The sequence below is a fragment of the Burkholderia catarinensis genome, from assembly GCF_001883705.2.
GTDB lineage: Bacteria > Pseudomonadota > Gammaproteobacteria > Burkholderiales > Burkholderiaceae > Burkholderia > Burkholderia catarinensis.
Map to the genome: position 1 here is coordinate 82,618 of NZ_MDEQ02000011.1, position 15,801 is coordinate 98,418.

At 68.4% G+C, this 15,801-nt stretch carries 17 protein-coding genes; 9 read left to right on the forward strand and 8 right to left on the reverse strand.

What is annotated here, in order from left to right; all coding sequences use genetic code 11:
• Nucleotides 1-46: 46 nt before the first annotated feature.
• The 3 genes from BFF94_RS19095 to BFF94_RS19105 all read right to left on the reverse strand — a co-directional run bounded on the left by BFF94_RS19095 (nucleotide 47) and on the right by BFF94_RS19105 (nucleotide 1,822).
• On the reverse strand, nucleotides 47-628 hold the full coding sequence (locus BFF94_RS19095) for a YceI family protein (protein WP_128843129.1): 582 nt from the start codon (nucleotides 626-628) through the stop codon (nucleotides 47-49).
• Between the two features lie 64 nt (nucleotides 629-692).
• On the reverse strand, nucleotides 693-1,253 hold the full coding sequence (locus BFF94_RS19100) for a YceI family protein (RefSeq protein WP_128843130.1): 561 nt from the start codon (nucleotides 1,251-1,253) through the stop codon (nucleotides 693-695).
• A gap of 8 nt (nucleotides 1,254-1,261) precedes the next feature.
• Entirely contained in the window at nucleotides 1,262-1,822 is a 561-nt protein-coding gene (locus BFF94_RS19105; RefSeq protein WP_128843131.1) for a cytochrome b, read from the reverse strand.
• A gap of 257 nt (nucleotides 1,823-2,079) precedes the next feature.
• Between BFF94_RS19105 and BFF94_RS19110 the strand changes: the two genes are divergently transcribed.
• From BFF94_RS19110 to BFF94_RS19135, 6 genes are all read left to right on the forward strand, one after another.
• A complete protein-coding gene (locus BFF94_RS19110; protein WP_219139669.1) occupies nucleotides 2,080-2,745 on the forward strand; it encodes a paraquat-inducible protein A in 666 nt (221 codons plus the stop codon).
• Nucleotides 2,742-3,371: a paraquat-inducible protein A gene (locus BFF94_RS19115; RefSeq protein ID WP_128848725.1), complete on the forward strand. Its 630-nt coding sequence runs from the start codon at nucleotides 2,742-2,744 to the stop codon at nucleotides 3,369-3,371. The genes BFF94_RS19110 and BFF94_RS19115 overlap by 4 nt, the downstream gene beginning before the upstream one ends.
• The gene (locus tag BFF94_RS19120) at nucleotides 3,364-4,983 is read left to right on the forward strand and encodes a PqiB family protein (RefSeq protein ID WP_128848728.1); all 1,620 of its coding nucleotides are present in this window, start codon (nucleotides 3,364-3,366) and stop codon (nucleotides 4,981-4,983) included. Before BFF94_RS19115 ends, BFF94_RS19120 begins: the two co-directional genes overlap by 8 nt.
• Entirely contained in the window at nucleotides 4,980-5,696 is a 717-nt protein-coding gene (locus BFF94_RS19125; protein WP_219139670.1) for a PqiC family protein, read from the forward strand. Before BFF94_RS19120 ends, BFF94_RS19125 begins: the two co-directional genes overlap by 4 nt.
• Before the next feature lie 471 nt (nucleotides 5,697-6,167).
• Nucleotides 6,168-8,291, forward strand: a complete 2,124-nt coding sequence (locus BFF94_RS19130) for a site-specific recombinase (RefSeq protein WP_128848940.1) — start codon at nucleotides 6,168-6,170, stop codon at nucleotides 8,289-8,291.
• A gap of 156 nt (nucleotides 8,292-8,447) precedes the next feature.
• The gene (locus BFF94_RS19135; RefSeq protein WP_128847113.1) at nucleotides 8,448-9,749 is read left to right on the forward strand and encodes a THUMP domain-containing class I SAM-dependent RNA methyltransferase; all 1,302 of its coding nucleotides are present in this window, start codon (nucleotides 8,448-8,450) and stop codon (nucleotides 9,747-9,749) included.
• Nucleotides 9,750-9,808: 59 nt separating this feature from the next.
• On the opposite strand, the gene BFF94_RS19140 is transcribed toward BFF94_RS19135, so the two are convergent.
• Together BFF94_RS19140 and BFF94_RS19145 are read right to left on the reverse strand one after the other, a co-directional pair.
• On the reverse strand, nucleotides 9,809-10,273 hold the full coding sequence (locus BFF94_RS19140) for an SRPBCC family protein (protein ID WP_128847116.1): 465 nt from the start codon (nucleotides 10,271-10,273) through the stop codon (nucleotides 9,809-9,811).
• Nucleotides 10,266-10,598: an ArsR/SmtB family transcription factor gene (locus tag BFF94_RS19145; protein ID WP_128847118.1), complete on the reverse strand. Its 333-nt coding sequence runs from the start codon at nucleotides 10,596-10,598 to the stop codon at nucleotides 10,266-10,268. Before BFF94_RS19145 ends, BFF94_RS19140 begins: the two co-directional genes overlap by 8 nt.
• Before the next feature lie 168 nt (nucleotides 10,599-10,766).
• Between BFF94_RS19145 and BFF94_RS19150 the strand changes: the two genes are divergently transcribed.
• Both BFF94_RS19150 and BFF94_RS19155 read left to right on the forward strand, forming a co-directional pair.
• Nucleotides 10,767-11,171: a VOC family protein gene (locus BFF94_RS19150; protein ID WP_043191164.1), complete on the forward strand. Its 405-nt coding sequence runs from the start codon at nucleotides 10,767-10,769 to the stop codon at nucleotides 11,169-11,171.
• A gap of 73 nt (nucleotides 11,172-11,244) precedes the next feature.
• Nucleotides 11,245-11,931 carry a helix-turn-helix transcriptional regulator gene (locus BFF94_RS19155; RefSeq protein WP_069746174.1) on the forward strand — a complete coding sequence of 229 codons (687 nt, stop codon included), beginning with the start codon at nucleotides 11,245-11,247 and terminating at the stop codon, nucleotides 11,929-11,931.
• Nucleotides 11,932-12,009: 78 nt separating this feature from the next.
• On the opposite strand, the gene BFF94_RS19160 is transcribed toward BFF94_RS19155, so the two are convergent.
• Nucleotides 12,010-12,933: a carbon-nitrogen hydrolase family protein gene (locus BFF94_RS19160; RefSeq protein ID WP_219139671.1), complete on the reverse strand. Its 924-nt coding sequence runs from the start codon at nucleotides 12,931-12,933 to the stop codon at nucleotides 12,010-12,012.
• 80 nt (nucleotides 12,934-13,013) lie between these two features.
• Between BFF94_RS19160 and BFF94_RS19165 the strand changes: the two genes are divergently transcribed.
• Nucleotides 13,014-13,934, forward strand: a complete 921-nt coding sequence (locus BFF94_RS19165; protein WP_219139672.1) for a LysR family transcriptional regulator — start codon at nucleotides 13,014-13,016, stop codon at nucleotides 13,932-13,934.
• Nucleotides 13,935-14,022: 88 nt separating this feature from the next.
• Here the strand turns inward: BFF94_RS19165 and BFF94_RS19170 are convergent, their stop codons facing one another.
• Nucleotides 14,023-15,477: an NAD(P)(+) transhydrogenase (Re/Si-specific) subunit beta gene (locus tag BFF94_RS19170; RefSeq protein WP_128847121.1), complete on the reverse strand. Its 1,455-nt coding sequence runs from the start codon at nucleotides 15,475-15,477 to the stop codon at nucleotides 14,023-14,025.
• On the reverse strand, nucleotides 15,474-15,800 hold the full coding sequence (locus BFF94_RS19175) for an NAD(P) transhydrogenase subunit alpha part 2 (RefSeq protein ID WP_034182754.1): 327 nt from the start codon (nucleotides 15,798-15,800) through the stop codon (nucleotides 15,474-15,476). The genes BFF94_RS19170 and BFF94_RS19175 overlap by 4 nt, the downstream gene beginning before the upstream one ends.
• Between the last annotated feature and the right edge of the window lies 1 nt (nucleotide 15,801).

The window sequence follows — 15,801 nt, forward strand, 5'->3', positions numbered from 1 at the left end:
GGCACACGCGACGAGCCGGCGCAACGCGCCGACCCGGCCGGGCGCGTTACTGCTGCTTGACCGCTTCGGCCGTGATCAGCAGCTTCGTCTTCATCTTGAAGCCGTACTGCTTGCCGTAGTCGAGGCCGAAATCGTCGCGGCTGAATTCGCCGACCGCGTCGACGCCGCACACTTCACGCTTGAGCATCGGGTGCGGCATGCACTTGAACGAATCGATCTTCAGCGTGACCGGCTTCGTGACGCCATGCAGCGTCAGGTTGCCGACCACCGACACCGGCTTGTCGCCGTCGAACTTGATCGCGCCCTTGTAGATCGCCTGCGGGAACTTCGTCGCGTCGAAGAATTCGCCCGTCTGCAGGTGCTCGTCGAGCTTCGCGCTGCCCGTATGGATCGACGCGATGTCGGTCGTCACGTCGACCGTACCCGTCTTCGCCGCGCGGTCGAGCGTCACGGTGCCGCTCGACTTGTCGAACTTGCCGCGCCAGACCGACAGGCCGCCGAAGTGGTCGGCCTCGAAGCTCGGGTACGTGTGGCTCGGGTCGAACTGGTACGTTGCGCTGTCGGCGAACGCCGAGAACGACAGGGAAGCGGCCAGTGCGCCCGCGGCGATCATCAGATGCTTTTTCAACTCTTTCTCCTTGGAACGGCGCCGCGCCCTCGCGCGGCATTCAGGTGAGGCGACAGCCCGCCGCTTACTTCGTGGCGACGAGATGGAACTTGATCTGCACTTCGTCCGCGACGATCGACGTGTCCTTCCATTCGCCGGTGCCGACGTTGAAGGCCGAACGCTTGATCGGCAGCACGCCGTCGAACGTCTGCGACGCGCCGCTTTGCGCAACCGTGACGGGCACCGTAACGGTCTCGGACTTGCCCTTGATCGTCAGCTTGCCGGTCACGTTGTACTTGTTGCCGCCCGCCGGCGCGATCGCCGACGACACGAACGTCGCCTGCGGATACGTCTTCGCATCGAACCAGTCCTTGCCGGCGACCTGGTCGTTGTACATCTTGTCGCCGAGGTCGAAGCTCGCGATGTCGATCGTCATCTGGGCGCTGCCCTGCGCGGCTTTCGCCGGGTCGAACTTCACCTGCGCGGAAAACTTCTTGAACGCGCCTTCGGTCGGCACGTTCATCTGCTTCGACACGGCGGACACCTTGCTCTTCGCGAGATCGACATCGGCGAGCGCCGCGCCCGACGCGACAAGTGACACCGCGGCGAACGCGGTCAGCATGGAGCGGGAGAAAGACACTTTCATGGGATCCTTCATTTGGCAAAGGGAAGCATCCGCGACAGCAGGCCGTCGCGGTCCAACAACTGGTGCTTGAGCGCCGCGAGCACGTGCAGCGAGACGAGCGCAAGCAGAATGTAATTCAAAGACACGTGCAGCGTCTTGAAGGTTTCCTTGAGCACCGGATCGGGGTCGATCAGCCGCGGCAGCGGCACGATGCCGAGATAGACGACCGGGATGTTCGCCGCCGAGCTGTACAGGTAGCCCGTGACCGGAATCACCAGCATCAGCGCGTACAGCAGGATGTGCACGCCGTGCGACGCCGCACGCTGCCACGCCGGCGTACCGCCGGGCAGCGCCGGTGCCGCGTGGGTCGCACGCCACAGCACACGGATGGCCGCCAGCGCGAACACCGTCACGCCGATCCACTTGTGCCACGAGAAGTACTTCAGCTTCGTCGGCGTGAAGCCGGGAATGTCCGTCATCACCCAGCCCAGCGCGAAGCCGCAGACGATCAGCAGCGCGATCAGCCAGTGCAGCGCGATCGCGGTCTGCGTATAACGTACCGGCTTGGCCGGCAGCGAATTCGATGCCATCTTGGATCCCTCAGTTCAGCGAACGGCCGCGCCGGCGAATGGCCCGACGCTTGTCAAGGGCGCCATGCTACCGCAACCTTTTGATGCGCGCGGACTCTGAGGACAGGCGCGCCAGCCGGCTGACCGCTTCCTGTCATGTTACCGCCCGGTCACTGAACATACGATCGTTGACACGCCGAAAAAGGCCTTTTGGTAAGATTGGCGCGGGTTCCGGCCCCGTCGACGCACGCATCCGCCGTCACGCAACTGCTTCCTCCATGCAACGATACGACCTGATTGCCTGCCACGAATGCGACGCACTGTTGCATAAACCGCGCCTGAGCGGCCGCGAAATCGCGCGCTGCCCGCGCTGCGACGCGCTGCTCTACCGCAACAGCACCACGCAGATCGAGCGAATCACCGCGCTCGCGGTCGCGGCGCTGGTGACGTTCGTCATCGCGCAGACGTTCCCGATTCTCGAAATGGACCTGAACGGCACCCGCGTGCAGACGACGCTGATCGGCGCGATCGATTCGCTCTGGCACCAGGGCATGGAAGTCGTCGGCGTGATGGTGTTCTGCTCGACCGTGCTGTTCCCGCTCGTCGAGATGGCCGCGCTGCTTTACGTGCTGCTGCCGATACGCCGCGGCGTCGTGCCGCCGGGCCTGAACCTGGTGCTGCGCACGATCCAGCTCGTGCGGCCGTGGGGAATGATCGAGGTGTTCATGCTCGGCATCGTCGTGACGATCGTGAAGATGGTGAGCCTCGCGCGCGTCGTGCCCGACGCCGCGCTGTTCGCGTTCGGCGCGCTCACGCTGATGACGGCCGTCGTACTGATGTTCGATCCGCGCACGCTGTGGGACATCGCCGACGACCTGCGCGCCGGCCGCACGCCCGCGCAGCCCGACGACGCCGCGCCGCTGCCGCAGCCCCCCCGCCGATGACGACGCCGACCGCGGCCCGCGAGGGCTACGCCTGCTGCCATGCGTGCGGGCTCGTGCAGACGATCGATCATCCGCATGCGCATTGCGCGCGCTGCGGCAGCACGCTCCATTTCCGTACGCCGAACAGCATCATGCGCACCTGGGCGCTGCTGATCGCGGCCGCGATACTCTATATCCCGGCGAACCTGCTGCCGATCATGCGCACATCGTCGATCGTCGGCGCGCAGGAAGACACGATCATGAGCGGCGTCATCTATTTCTGGACCTCGGGCGACTGGCCGCTCGCGGTCGTCGTGTTCGTCGCCAGCATCCTCGTGCCGATGCTCAAGCTCGGCGCGCTGCTGATCCTCGTGATCAGTTCGCAGCGCCGCACCACGTGGCGGCCGCTGCAGCGCACGCGCCTGTTCCGGATCGTCGAGCGCATCGGCCGCTGGTCGATGCTCGACATCTTCGTCGTGACGCTGACCGTCGCGCTCGTCCATTTCCGTTCGCTCGCCATCATCACGGCCGGCCCCGGCGCACTCGCGTTCGGCTCGGTCGTGCTCCTGACGATGCTCGCGTCGATGCAGTTCGATCCCCGCCTGATCTGGGATCCAGTCGAAACCTCAGGGAAACACCATGAATAGTCCACAAGGGCCGCAGCACGACGCGCCCCGGCCGCCCGATCCGACGATCTCGACGAAAAGCGGCTGGCTGCCGTCGCTCGTCTGGCTCGTGCCGCTGATCGCCGCGCTGATCGGCATCGGCCTCGTGATCAAGTCCGTGCGCGAGCGCGGCCCGGAAATCACGCTCAGCTTCCACAGCGCCGAAGGGCTCGAGCCCGGCAAGACCCAGGTCAAGTACAAGGACGTCGAGATCGGCACGGTCAAGACGATCAAGCTGTCGAAAGACCTGTCGCGCGTGCTCGTCCAGGTGCAGCTCAAGAAGGAAGCCGAGGACTTCGCGGTCCAGGGCTCGCGCTTCTGGATCGTGCGGCCGCGGATCGGCGCGACCGGCGTGTCGGGGCTCGGCACACTGTTGTCCGGCGCGTATATCGGCGTCGACGCCGGCCACGGGCAGGATACGCTCACCGACTTCACGGGCCTCGAGACGCCGCCCGCCGTCACGGGCGACCAGAAGGGCACGCAATACGTGCTGCGCGGCGATTCGCTCGGCTCGGTCGACATCGGCTCGCCGGTCTACTACCGCCGCGTGCAGGTCGGCCAGGTGGTCGGCTTCTCGCTCGACAAGGACGGCACGGGCGTCACGTTCAACGTGTTCGTCAATGCGCCGTACAACCAGTATGTCGGCGTGAACTCGCGCTGGTGGCAGGCGAGCGGCGTCGACCTGCGGCTCGATTCGAGCGGCCTGAAGCTGAACACGCAGTCGCTCGCGACGGTGATCCTCGGCGGCATCGCGTTCCAGACCCCGCCGAACCAGGGCAGCGGCGCGACGGCGCCGAACAACACGACGTTCCGCCTGGCCTCCGACGAGGGCGACGCGATGCGCGACCCGGACGGCCAGCCGCTGCAGGTCGTGATGAACTTCAACCAGTCGCTGCGCGGGCTGGCCGTCGGCGCGACGGTCGACTTCCGCGGCATCGTGCTCGGCGAAGTGACGAACATCGGCATCGACTTCGATCCGAAGACGAAGACCTTCCTGATGCCGGTGACGATGAACGTGTATCCGGAACGCCTCGGCCGCCGCTTCCGCGAGACGATCGAGAGCAAGGGCGAACCGGCCCGCCGCGAGATCGTCGAGCGGCTCGTCCAGCACGGGCTGCGCGGCCAGTTGCGTACCGGCAACCTGCTGACGAGCCAGTTGTACGTCGCGCTCGACTTCTTCCCGAAGGCGCCGGTCGTGAAGATCGACACGTTGCGCCAGCCGCTCGAGCTGCCGACCGTGCCGAACACGCTCGACGAGCTGCAGCTGCAGGTCGCCGACATCGCGAAGAAGCTCGACAAGGTGCCGTTCGACCAGATCGGCGCGAACCTGAACAGCGCGCTGTCGAACGCCGACAAGCTGTTCAAGCAGCTCGACACGCAGGTCGCGCCGGAAGCGCGCGACACGCTGTCGGCCGCGAAGCAGACCTTCTCGACCGCCGAAGCGACGCTGCAGCAGGATTCGCCGCTGCAGTCCGACGTGCGCGGCGCGCTGAAGGAACTCACGCGCACGCTGCAGTCGCTGAACGCGCTCGCCGACTATCTGGAGCGTCACCCCGAATCGCTGCTCAAGGGCAAGCCAGGAGATAAGCAATGACGACACGCGTGAACGGTTTCGCGAGCGGCGCGGCGGCGGCCTTCGCCGCACTCGCGCTCGCCGCGTGCAGCTCGCCGCCCGCGCGGTTCTACACGCTCAGCCCGGCCGACGCCGCGGCGCCGGTGCGCACCGCGCCGGCCAACCCGGCGTTCCTGATCGAGGTGCCGTCGGTCGGCGTGCCCGAGCAGGTCGCGAAGAACCAGCTGGTCGTGCAGAAGAACGCCGCGCAGGTCGACGTGCTCGAGCAGGAACGCTGGGCCGCGCCGCCCGCCGACGAGATCCGCCGCGCGCTGTCGGAAGATCTCGCCGCGCAGCTCGGCACGATCGACGTCGCGAATTCCGCGTACCCGCCCGGCGTGCCCGTGTATCGCATCAGTGTGAACGTGCAACGCTTCGAGTCGTGGCCGGCCAAGCGTGCGGCAATCGATGCGGTGTGGAGCGTGCGCTCGCTCGGCACGCAGGCCGTGATGACCTGCCGCACGAGCGTCGCGGAACCGATCGGCGACGGCTACGACGCGCTCGTCGCCGGCCACCGGCGCGCGCTCGACGTGATTGCGACGCAAGCCGCGGCCGGCGTGCGCGCGATGGCCGCACGCCGCGGCGCGGCGGCACCGTCGGCCGGCGGCAAGACGGCCGCTGCGCCGGTCCTGCCATGCCCGGCCAACCCGGCGTCGGGCGGCGACGCCGGCGCAACGGGCAAGTCAGGCGCATAAGCGGGCGGCGCACAGGCGAACGCCCGATGCGTTCGCCTGCAAGGCTTCGTCCGGGCCGGCGCATCCGCCGGCGATCTCCGGCAGCCGTCGGCATGACCCGGCCGCAACCGGGCCTCGCACCGCGTTCATCGGCCGCTCGGCCATTTACATTGTTTGTCAAAGTCGGCCGGAACCGGCGTCATCCGACGCGGTCGGCTTGCGTTTTCCGGCCCGATTGACGATCCTACGCACTTTCAGGCTCGCGCCGCGCGTCGTGCGCGCCTGCCGGCGACGCCGGGCCGCGTTCCGCCCGACCGCCGTGCCTCCCGGTGCCTGCACGCGATCGGCGTGCCCCGCCGCGGCGCAGCCTCATCGCGGGTCGCCGCGCATCGTCCGGCAACCGGCTCCGTCTCACCCGTTCTCCCCGGCGCCGCGCCGTTTCCCCGGCCGGCATCCCGAACCCGCCCGTCCAGGGCTTTCGCCATTCCATTTATGTTTCGTTCCCTGACGACCCTGATCAAGAAGTGGCGCGCGTCGCGCAATGCCGGTCACCAGCTCGATGCGCTGCTCGCGCACGCCGATGCCGACGCGTCGTACGCCGAGCGCAGCGAATGGCTGATCGAGCTCGCGCACTGGCTGCGCCGCAACGGCACGATGCAGGCCGCGCAGGATGCGCCGGCCGATCGCGACGCCGATGCGCGCGCGTATCCGGCCCATGCGCGGCTGCGCTACCTGCTCCACATGCTCGATCGCAACCCTGCATGGAAAGCGCACGCCGCGCGCATCCTGCGCGGCGTCCTGCGCGAGTGCGACGGCATCTCGCTGCTGTGCGACGCCGGCATGCCGGTCCATTCGGGCTTCTTCGGCGCGCTGTTCGAGCGGATCGATTCGTCGCTGATCCCGCCCGCGCCGAACCGCCGCGAGCTGTCGGCGCTCTTCACGCTGATGTTCCCGGCGCCCGAGGACGCGAAGTGGATCGACGCGCTGCCCGACGACCTCCTCACACGCCTCGCCGACCTGGTCTCGTTCGACGTCACCGACGAAGAGCGCCACGAGCCGGGCTCGTTCTCGCGCGACCTGCTGGCCGCGCTGCACAACCTCACCTGCCAGATCAGCTCGACCGGCCTGTCGCAGACGGTGCGCAGCCGGCTGTCCGACGACGACGCGCGCAAGCCGCTCGAAACCCAGCCGTTCTACCGCCTCACGCGCGCGATGCTCGCGGTCGAGACCGCGCACGCGGCCGTCGAGGACGGCGGCGACCCGAGCAAGCTGCTGCACGAAGTGAACTACCTGCGCGTGCTGCTCGACGAATGCCGGATCGCCGTCGACGAAGTGTTCTCGCACCTGTACCGCAACGGCGTGTCGGTCGACATCGTGTTCCAGGTCGAGCGGATGCGCATGCGCATCCTGCGCGCCGAAATGCTGCTGAACGCGTGGATGACGCGCGACGACCTGCACGGCATGGCGCGCCTGACGGCCGAGCTCGTCGACGCGAACCAGAACAGCCAGAGCGTGACGCACCTCGTGCGCAGCAACTTCTCGCTGTTCGCGCGCAAGCTCGTCGAGACCAATGCGGACACCGGCGAGCACTACATCTCGCGCGGCCGCGCCGAGTACCTGAAGATGCTGCGGATGGCCGCGGGCGGCGGCCTCGTCACCGTCGCGACCGTGTGCGTGAAGTTCGCGATCACGGGCGCGCACCTGCAATCGATGCTCGAAGGGCTGCTCGCGGGTATCAACTACGCGGCCAGCTTCATGCTGATGCACTTCCTGCACTTCACGCTCGCGACCAAGCAGCCCGCGATGACCGCGCCGACGCTCGCGCGCGAGCTCGACGACACCGGTCACGAGGAAGGCGTGAAGACGTTCGTCTCGTCGGTGATCGCGCTGATCCGCACGCAGGCGGCCGCGATTTCCGGCAACGTGCTCGTCGTGCTGCCCGTGTGCCTGCTCGTGCAGTTGTTCGCGGGCAACGTGCTGCACGCGAACCTGATCTCGCCGGAGAAGGCGCACGCGACGCTGCACTCGTTCTCGCTGCTCGGCCCGACGCCGCTCTATGCGGCGCTGACGGGCGTGCTGCTGTGGGCGTCGAGCCTGCTCGCGGGCTGGGCCGACAACTGGTTCGTGCTGCACCGGGTCGGCGACGCGCTCACGTACAACCGCCGGCTGCGCATCACGCTCGGCGCGGCCGGCGCCGCGAAGCTCGCGCACTTCTGCCGGTCGAACGTCGCCGGCGTGGTCGCGAACGTCGGCCTCGGCCTGATGCTCGGCCTCGTTCCGGCGATCGTCTCCGTGTTCATGTTCCCGTTCGAGGTGCGGCACGTGACGCTGTCGGCCGGTTCGATCGGGATTGCGCTCGGCGTGCTGGGCAAGGATGCGCTGAGTACGCCGGAACTGTGGTGGGCCGGCGCCGGCGTGCTCAGCATGGCGATCCTCAATGTGCTCGTGAGCTTCGCGCTCGCGTTCACGATGGCCGTGCGCTCGCGCAGCCTGCGTCCGACCAAGGTGCGTGCGCTCGTCGCCGCGATCGTCCGCACCGTGCTGTCGAATCCGTTGGCGCTGTTCTGGCCGGCCAGCGGCCAGGCCGCGCGAGCCGGCCAGTCCGGCCCGCACTGAGCCTGCGGCGGCGCGGCGGAGCCCGGCCGGGCGCCGCTGCGCCGGCCTCCCGGCACGCATGCGCGGCGATCGGGCTCGCGCCGCCGTGCCGAAACGCCGGCCCCGGTCGCCCGCGCCGCGTACAATGGTGGACTTTTGCACGTCCTCACCCGCCTTATGTCCTCGCCCACCCTGTACGAATTCTTCGCCCCCTGCCCGCGCGGCCTCGAAGCGGTGCTTGCCGCCGAGCTGGCCGAAATCGCCGGCCGCCACCTGAACGGCGCGCCGTTCACCGCGGGCGCGCAGGTGCCGGGCGGCGTCCATTTCAGCGGCGGCTGGGCCGCCGGCATGGCCGCGAACCTCCATTCGCGGATCGCGAGCCGGGTCCTGCTGAAGATCGCGCACCGCGCGTACCGCACCGAGCAGGATGTCTATGCGCTCGCGCTCGAGCAGCCGTGGGAGCGCTGGTTCGCGGCGACGCAGACGCTGCGCGTCGACATCACCGCGATCAAGTCGCCGCTGAAGAGCCTCGAATTCGCGACGTTGCGCGTGAAGGACGCGATCTGCGACCGGATGCGCGAGAAGACCGGCGCGCGCCCGAGCATCGACACCGGTGCGCCGGACGTGCGCGTGTTCGCGTTCCTGACGGCCAACGAGTGCACGCTGTACCTCGACACGTCGGGCGAGCCGCTGTTCAAGCGCGGCTGGCGTCTCGACAAGGGCGCGGCGCCGCTGCGCGAGAACCTCGCGGCCGGCATCCTGCGCCTGACGGGCTGGACGCCCGGCACGGCGCTGTACGATCCGATGTGCGGCAGCGGCACGTTCCTCGCGGAAGCCGCGCAGATCGCACTCGGCGTGGCGCCCGGCGTCGAACGCCGGTTCGGCTTCGAAAAGCTCAAGCAGTACGACATCACCGCGTGGCAGGGCCTGAAGGTCCCGGCGCTCGACGCGAAGCGCGCGGCGCGCGGCAAGCGCGGCGAAGCGCTCGGCGTGTACGGCAGCGACATCTCCGGCGACATGCTCGAGAAGGCGCGCGCGAACCTCGAGCGCGCAGGCGTGCCGTCGGTGTGGCTCAAGCAGGTCGACGCGCGCGGGATGACGCCGCCGTGCGACGGGCCGGGCATCATCCTCGCGAACCCGCCGTACGGCGAGCGGATCGAGGTGCGCGGCCGCAGTGCGCGCGGCGAGGTACGCGAGACGGGCCGCAACCGCGACAACGACGACGCATTCCGCCGCACGCACACCGACGCGCCGGACAGCGAGTTCTTCAACGCGCTCGGCGATGCGCTCAAGCAACGCTTCACGGGCTGGCAGGCGTTCCTGCTCACGTCCGACCGTTCGCTGCCGGGCCAGTTGCGGCTGCGCGAATCGGCGAAGACGCCGCTGTTCAACGGCGCGCTCGAATGCCGGCTGTTCCGCTTCGACCTGATCGCCGGCAGCGTGAAGGCACGCCCGGCCACGCCGGAAGGCGACGCGTAAGCGACGCAATCGCGCGGGCCGCCGTCGCGGCGCCCGCGCACGCCTCCCTCCGGCGCGCGTCAGTGCTTCGACTTCGACCAGCGCCTCATCGTGAACGGCAGTGCCTGCCCCGTCTCGAGCAGCGTCTTCAGGCTCGACAGCACGACCGGCCAGCCGCCGCGAATCCCGCGATCCATCTCCGAACCGGCCACGAGCCCGTCGTGCGTGACGGTCAGCTTCACGACACCCTCGTGCGGCTCGACGAGGTAGGTCACGCGCGATTCCTCGCCCTCCCCTGACGGCGTGCGCCACGTGACGACCAGCCGGTGCGGCGGATCGTTCTCGACCACTTCGCCGACGATGTCGACCCGCGACGGATCGTCGTAGTCCTGATGCTCCCACCGCGAGCCCGGCCGCCAGTCGGGCGACGCATTGCGATGCCGCACCCAGTAGTCCTTCGTCAGTTCGGCGTTGGTCAACGCGTCGAACACGCGCTCGGGCGTCGCTGCGATGAACGTCACGTACACAAAGGCGGGATTACCCATCGTCGTCTCCTGTGTCGCGGGCCGCTTCCAGCCCGCGCTTGAGATCCGCCAGCGCCTGCAGGCGCTGACGCTCGAACTTGCCGATCCAGCGTTCCGCGATGTCGTGGATCGGCACCGGATTCAGGTAATGCAGCTTCTCCCTGCCGCGCCACGTCGTCGCGACGAGATTCGCGGCCTCGAGCAGCGCGAGATGCTTGCTCACGGCCTGCCGGCTCATCGCGAGCCCGTCGCACAGCTCGGCCAGGGTCTGGCCGTTTTTCGCGTGCAGCAGGTCGAGCAACTGACGGCGCGTGGCATCGGCCAGCGCCTTGAAAACGAGATCCATGCCGCTCCCGGGTCAATGACCTTATTATGCAACCAAATGGTTGCATATCAAGGGTGACAACTCTACTGACAATACGGTGTCAGCAGCCCGCGATCACACTGCAATCCCGGCGCAATGCAGGCTGGTTTCCACACCGAACCCGAATAACAACGCAACAAGGAGCTCGTCATGACGTCCGCAACTGCCACCGCAACCCTGGAGCGCGCGATCGCGTGGTTCGACATTCCGTCCCTCGATTTCGATCGCGCGATCCGCTTTTACGAAACCGTGCTGCAAACGACGCTGCAGCGCGAAGTCATCGGCGGCGTGCCGATGGCCACGTTCGATCACGAGGCGTCGAGCACGGGCGGCAGCATCGTGTTCGACCCGCAGCAGATGAAGCCGAGCGCGAACGGCGTGCTCGTCTACCTGAACGCCGGCGAATCGGTCGTCGCGGCACTCGAACGCGCGAAGCGCGCGGGCGGCGTCGTGCAGGGCTCGGTCGTCGAGCTGCCGAACAACTACGGCTACGTCGGCTACCTGATCGACACCGAAGGCAACCGCGTCGGCCTGCACGCGCCGAAATGCCACTGAGCGCATCGATCATCGGGCCGGCGCGGCGCTATCATCGCGAAGTCCCCGTAGCCGTTGGAGTCGAGGTGCCGTCATGACGCGCCGTGCAGACCGCCTGTTCCAGATCGCCGAGCTGTTGCGCGGGCGGCGTCTCACGACCGCGCAGCAGCTGGCCGACTGGCTGTCGGTGTCGCCGCGCACGGTCTATCGCGACGTGCGCGACCTGCAACTGTCAGGGGTGCCGATCGAAGGCGAAGCCGGCATCGGCTACCGGCTGAACCGCAACGCGAGCCTGCCGCCGCTCACGTTCACGGCGGAGGAGCTCGCCGCGCTCGCCACCGGCGCGCGCATGCTGGAAACCTGGGGCGGTGCGCGCTTCGCGAGCGGCGCGCGCTCGGCGCTCGCGAAGATCGCGTCGGCGATGCCCGCCGACAAGCGCACGGCGCTCGACCGCCTGCCCGTGTTCGCGCCGTCGTTTCACATCGACGAGACGTTTTGCGCGAAGGTCGACGCGATCCACCAGGCCATCGACACGCGCCACGTCGTCAGCTTCGGTTACCGCGACCGGCTCGGCGCGCATTCGCAACGCCGCGTGTGGCCGCTCGGGCTGGTCTACTGGGGCGGGCGCTGGACGATCGGCGCGTGGTGCGAGCTGCGCGACGATTTCCGCACCTTCGACATCGCGCGGATGGGCGACATCACCGTGCACGAGCAGTTTCCGGACATGGAAGGACGGCGGATCGCCGACTACATGCGGATCGCGGAAGCGCCGATGCGCTGACGCGGCACGACGGCGGGCGCGCCGCGCGCCGCCGCCGTTCATTCTTGGGGCCGCCTCACGATGCCCGGCCCGTCTTCCCTACACGCTGAACACCACCGGCCGCTTCGGCCGCTCGTCGACGTGCAGCGAAAACACGTCGGCACGCGCATAGTGGCCGACGACGTCGAAGTCGTAGCGTGCGCGCACGAGTTCGTCGAGATCGATGCGCGCGGTCACGAGCCCGGCCTCGCCGATCAGCGGCTCCGTCAGCAGGTCGCCGAGCGGCCCGACGATCACGCTGCCGCCGCGGATCAGCGGCCGCTCGGGATCCCAGCCCGGCACGTCGATGCCGAGCGCGCGCGGCGACGGCTGCACCTGGCACGCGCTCACGACGAAGCAGCGCCCCTCGTGCGCGATGTGCCGCATCGAGCTCTGCCACAGGTCGCGCTCGTCGACGGTCGGCGCACACCAGATCTGCACGCCTTTCGCGTACATCGCGCAGCGCAGCAGCGGCATCTGGTTCTCCCAGCAGATCGCGGCACCCGCGCGGCCTGCCGCGGTATCGACGACGGGCAGCGTCGAGCCGTCGCCCTGTCCCCAGATCAGCCGCTCGGTGCCGGTCGGCATCAGCTTGCGGTGCTTCGCGACCAGCCCGTCGCGCGGATCGAAGAACAGCGCCGTGCAGTACAGCGTGCTGCCGCCGCGCTCGATCACACCGACCACGAGGCTCGCGCCCGTGCGCTGCGACAGCGCGGCCAGCTCGTCGGTTTCGGGCCCCGGCACGTCGATCGCCTGCGCGGCGTAGCGCGCATACGCGTCGCGGCCTTCGGGCAGCCGGTAGCCGAGCCGCGTGCCGAAAATCTCGCCTTTCGGATAGCCGCCGAGCACGGCCTCGGGCAGCACGACGAGCGACGCGCCGCTGTCGCGGATCGCGGTTTCGTAGCCGAGGATCGTGTCGAGCGTGGCGCGCGTGCCGGCGGGCGATGCGCCGATCTGCAATGCGGCGATGACGGATATGGACATGAAGGCGTCTCCGGTGAATGGGGTGACGCCATCTTTATCGATATGATGTCATCGATCAAATCGATAGAACGATAAGTGTCATGAACGTGGATGATATCGCCAGCCTCGACCTGAACCTGCTGAAGGTGTTCGAGGCGCTGTACGAGGAAGGCGGCGCGAGCCGCGCGGCGCTGCGGCTCGGTCTCACGCAGTCGGCTGTCAGCGCGGCGCTTGCGCGGCTGCGCGTGATCTACGCCGATCCGCTGTTCGTGCGCACCGGCCGCGGGCTCGCGCCGACGCCGCGCGCGGACGAACTGAAGCCGATCCTGTCCGACGCACTCGACCGCTGCCGCGAAAGCCTCGCGATCGCGGCCGACAGCGGCGACCGCGTCGGCCGCACGATCTCGATCGGGCTGTCGGACGACTTCGAGATCGCGCTCGGCCGCGCACTGATCGATGCGGTCGCGCGGGAGGCTGCCGGCATCCGGCTGATCTTCCGGCAGACGCACAGCGGCATCGCCGGCGACGCGCTGCTGCGGCACGGCGTCGACCTCGCGATCGCATCGGGCGGCTTCTCCGCGAACGGCCTCAGCCGGCGCGCGGTCGCGACGGGCGGCTATGCGTGCCTGATCGATCCGGCCGCCCGCGCGCGGCCGCCGCGCACGCTCACGCTCGCCGATTTCCTGCGGCGCGACCACCTGCTCGTGTCGTCGGGCGGCGTGATCGGGATCGTCGACGAGGCGCTGGCCGCGCTTGGTCACAAGCGGCGCGTCACCGCATCGACCACGCATTTCGCCGCGTTGCCGTACCTGCTCGCCGGCTCCGACGCGGTGGCGACGATTCCCGCGCACGCGGCGCGCGCGATCGCGCAATCGGCACCGCTGCGCGCGCTCGCGTGCCCGGTCGACCTGCCGCGCTATCCGGTGGAAATCGGCTGGCGCACGAGCACGCAGCGCGACCCGGCGATCGTGCGCGTGCGGGACACGATCGCCGCGTGCATCGCAAACCTCGTCGCGCCATGAAAAATGCCCGGCCGGCTTGCGCCGGTCGGGCCTGTCCGGTCGGGCTGCCTGCGAATCGAAGCAGGCAGCCGCGTTGCCGGCGCGCGCGTTACTCGACCGACTTCACCATGTCCTCGATGACCTTCTTCGCATCGCCGAACACCATCATCGTCTTGTCCATGTAGAACAGGTCGTTGTCGAGGCCCGCGTAGCCGGACGCCATCGAGCGCTTGTTGACGATCACCGTGCGCGCCTTGTACGCCTCGATGATCGGCATCCCCGCGATCGGCGATTTCGGATCGGTCTTCGCGGCCGGATTCACCACGTCGTTCGCGCCGAGCACGAGCACCACGTCGGCCTGACCCAGCTCGCCGTTAATGTCCTCCATCTCGAACACGATGTCGTACGGCACCTCCGCTTCCGCGAGCAGCACGTTCATGTGCCCCGGCATCCGCCCGGCAACCGGATGGATCGCATAGCGCACGTCGACGCCCTTCTCGATCAGCTTGTCGGTCAGCTCCTTCAGCGCGTGCTGCGCACGGGCAACCGCGAGCCCGTAGCCCGGCACGATCACGATCGACTCCGCGTTGCCGAGCATGAACGCCGCGTCGTCGGCCGAACCCGACTTCACCGGGCGCTGCTCCTGCGAGCCCGCCGCGCCGCCGGCCGCCGCCTCGCCGCCGAAGCCGCCGAGGATCACGTTGAAGAACGAGCGGTTCATCGCGTGGCACATGATGTACGACAGGATCGCGCCCGACGAGCCGACCAGCGACCCGGCGATGATCAGCATCGCGTTGTTCAGCGAGAAGCCGATGCCGGCCGCCGCCCACCCCGAGTACGAGTTCAGCATCGACACGACCACCGGCATGTCCGCGCCGCCGATCGGGATGATGATCAGCACGCCGAGCACGAACGCGATCGCCGTCATGATGATGAACGGCAGCCATGCCTGCGTGATGACGAACAGCACGCCGAAGCCGAGCATCGCGATCGCGAGCATCAGGTTGATCAGGTGCTGGCCCGCATACACGACCGGCGCGCCCTGGAACAGCCTGAACTTGTACTTGCCCGACAGCTTGCCGAACGCGATCACCGAACCGGAGAACGTGATCGCGCCGACGAACGTGCCGATGAACAGCTCGACGCGGTTGCCGTACGGGATGAAGCTCGACGACACCGCGTCCTGCGGCACGAGCCCGAACGCTTCCGGCTCCGACACCACCGCATACGCGATGCACACGGCCGCGAGACCGATCAGCGAGTGCATCGCCGCGACGAGTTCCGGCATCTTCGTCATCTCGACGCGCGCGGCGACGAATGCACCGACGCCGCCGCCGACGATCAGCGCGCCGAGCACCAGCGCGATGCCGAGCGGCAGGTTCGCGCCGAGCCAGGCGGCCTGCTTGACGATCAGTCCGATCGTCGTGAGGATCGCGATGGCCATCCCGACCATCCCGAACAGGTTGCCGCGCCGCGCGCTCTTCGGGTTCGACAGGCCCTTCAGCGCCTGGATGAAGCACACCGATGCGACGAGGTACAGCAGCGTGACGATGTTCATGCTCATCGCGCACCCTCCTTGCCGCCCTCGACACGCTTGGGCTCCTTCTTGCGGAACATCTCGAGCATTCGCCTCGTCACGAGAAAGCCGCCGAACACGTTGACGGCCGCGAGCGCGACCGCGAGCGTGCCGAAGAACTTGCCGGTCACGCCGACGGTGAGCGCCGCCGCGAGCATCGCGCCGACGATCACGATCGCCGAGATCGCGTTGGTCACGGCCATCAGCGGCGTATGCAGCGCCGGCGTGACGTTCCACACGACGTGGTAGCCGACGTACACCGCCAGCACGAAGATGATCACGTTGATCACCGTGTGATTGATGACTTCCATG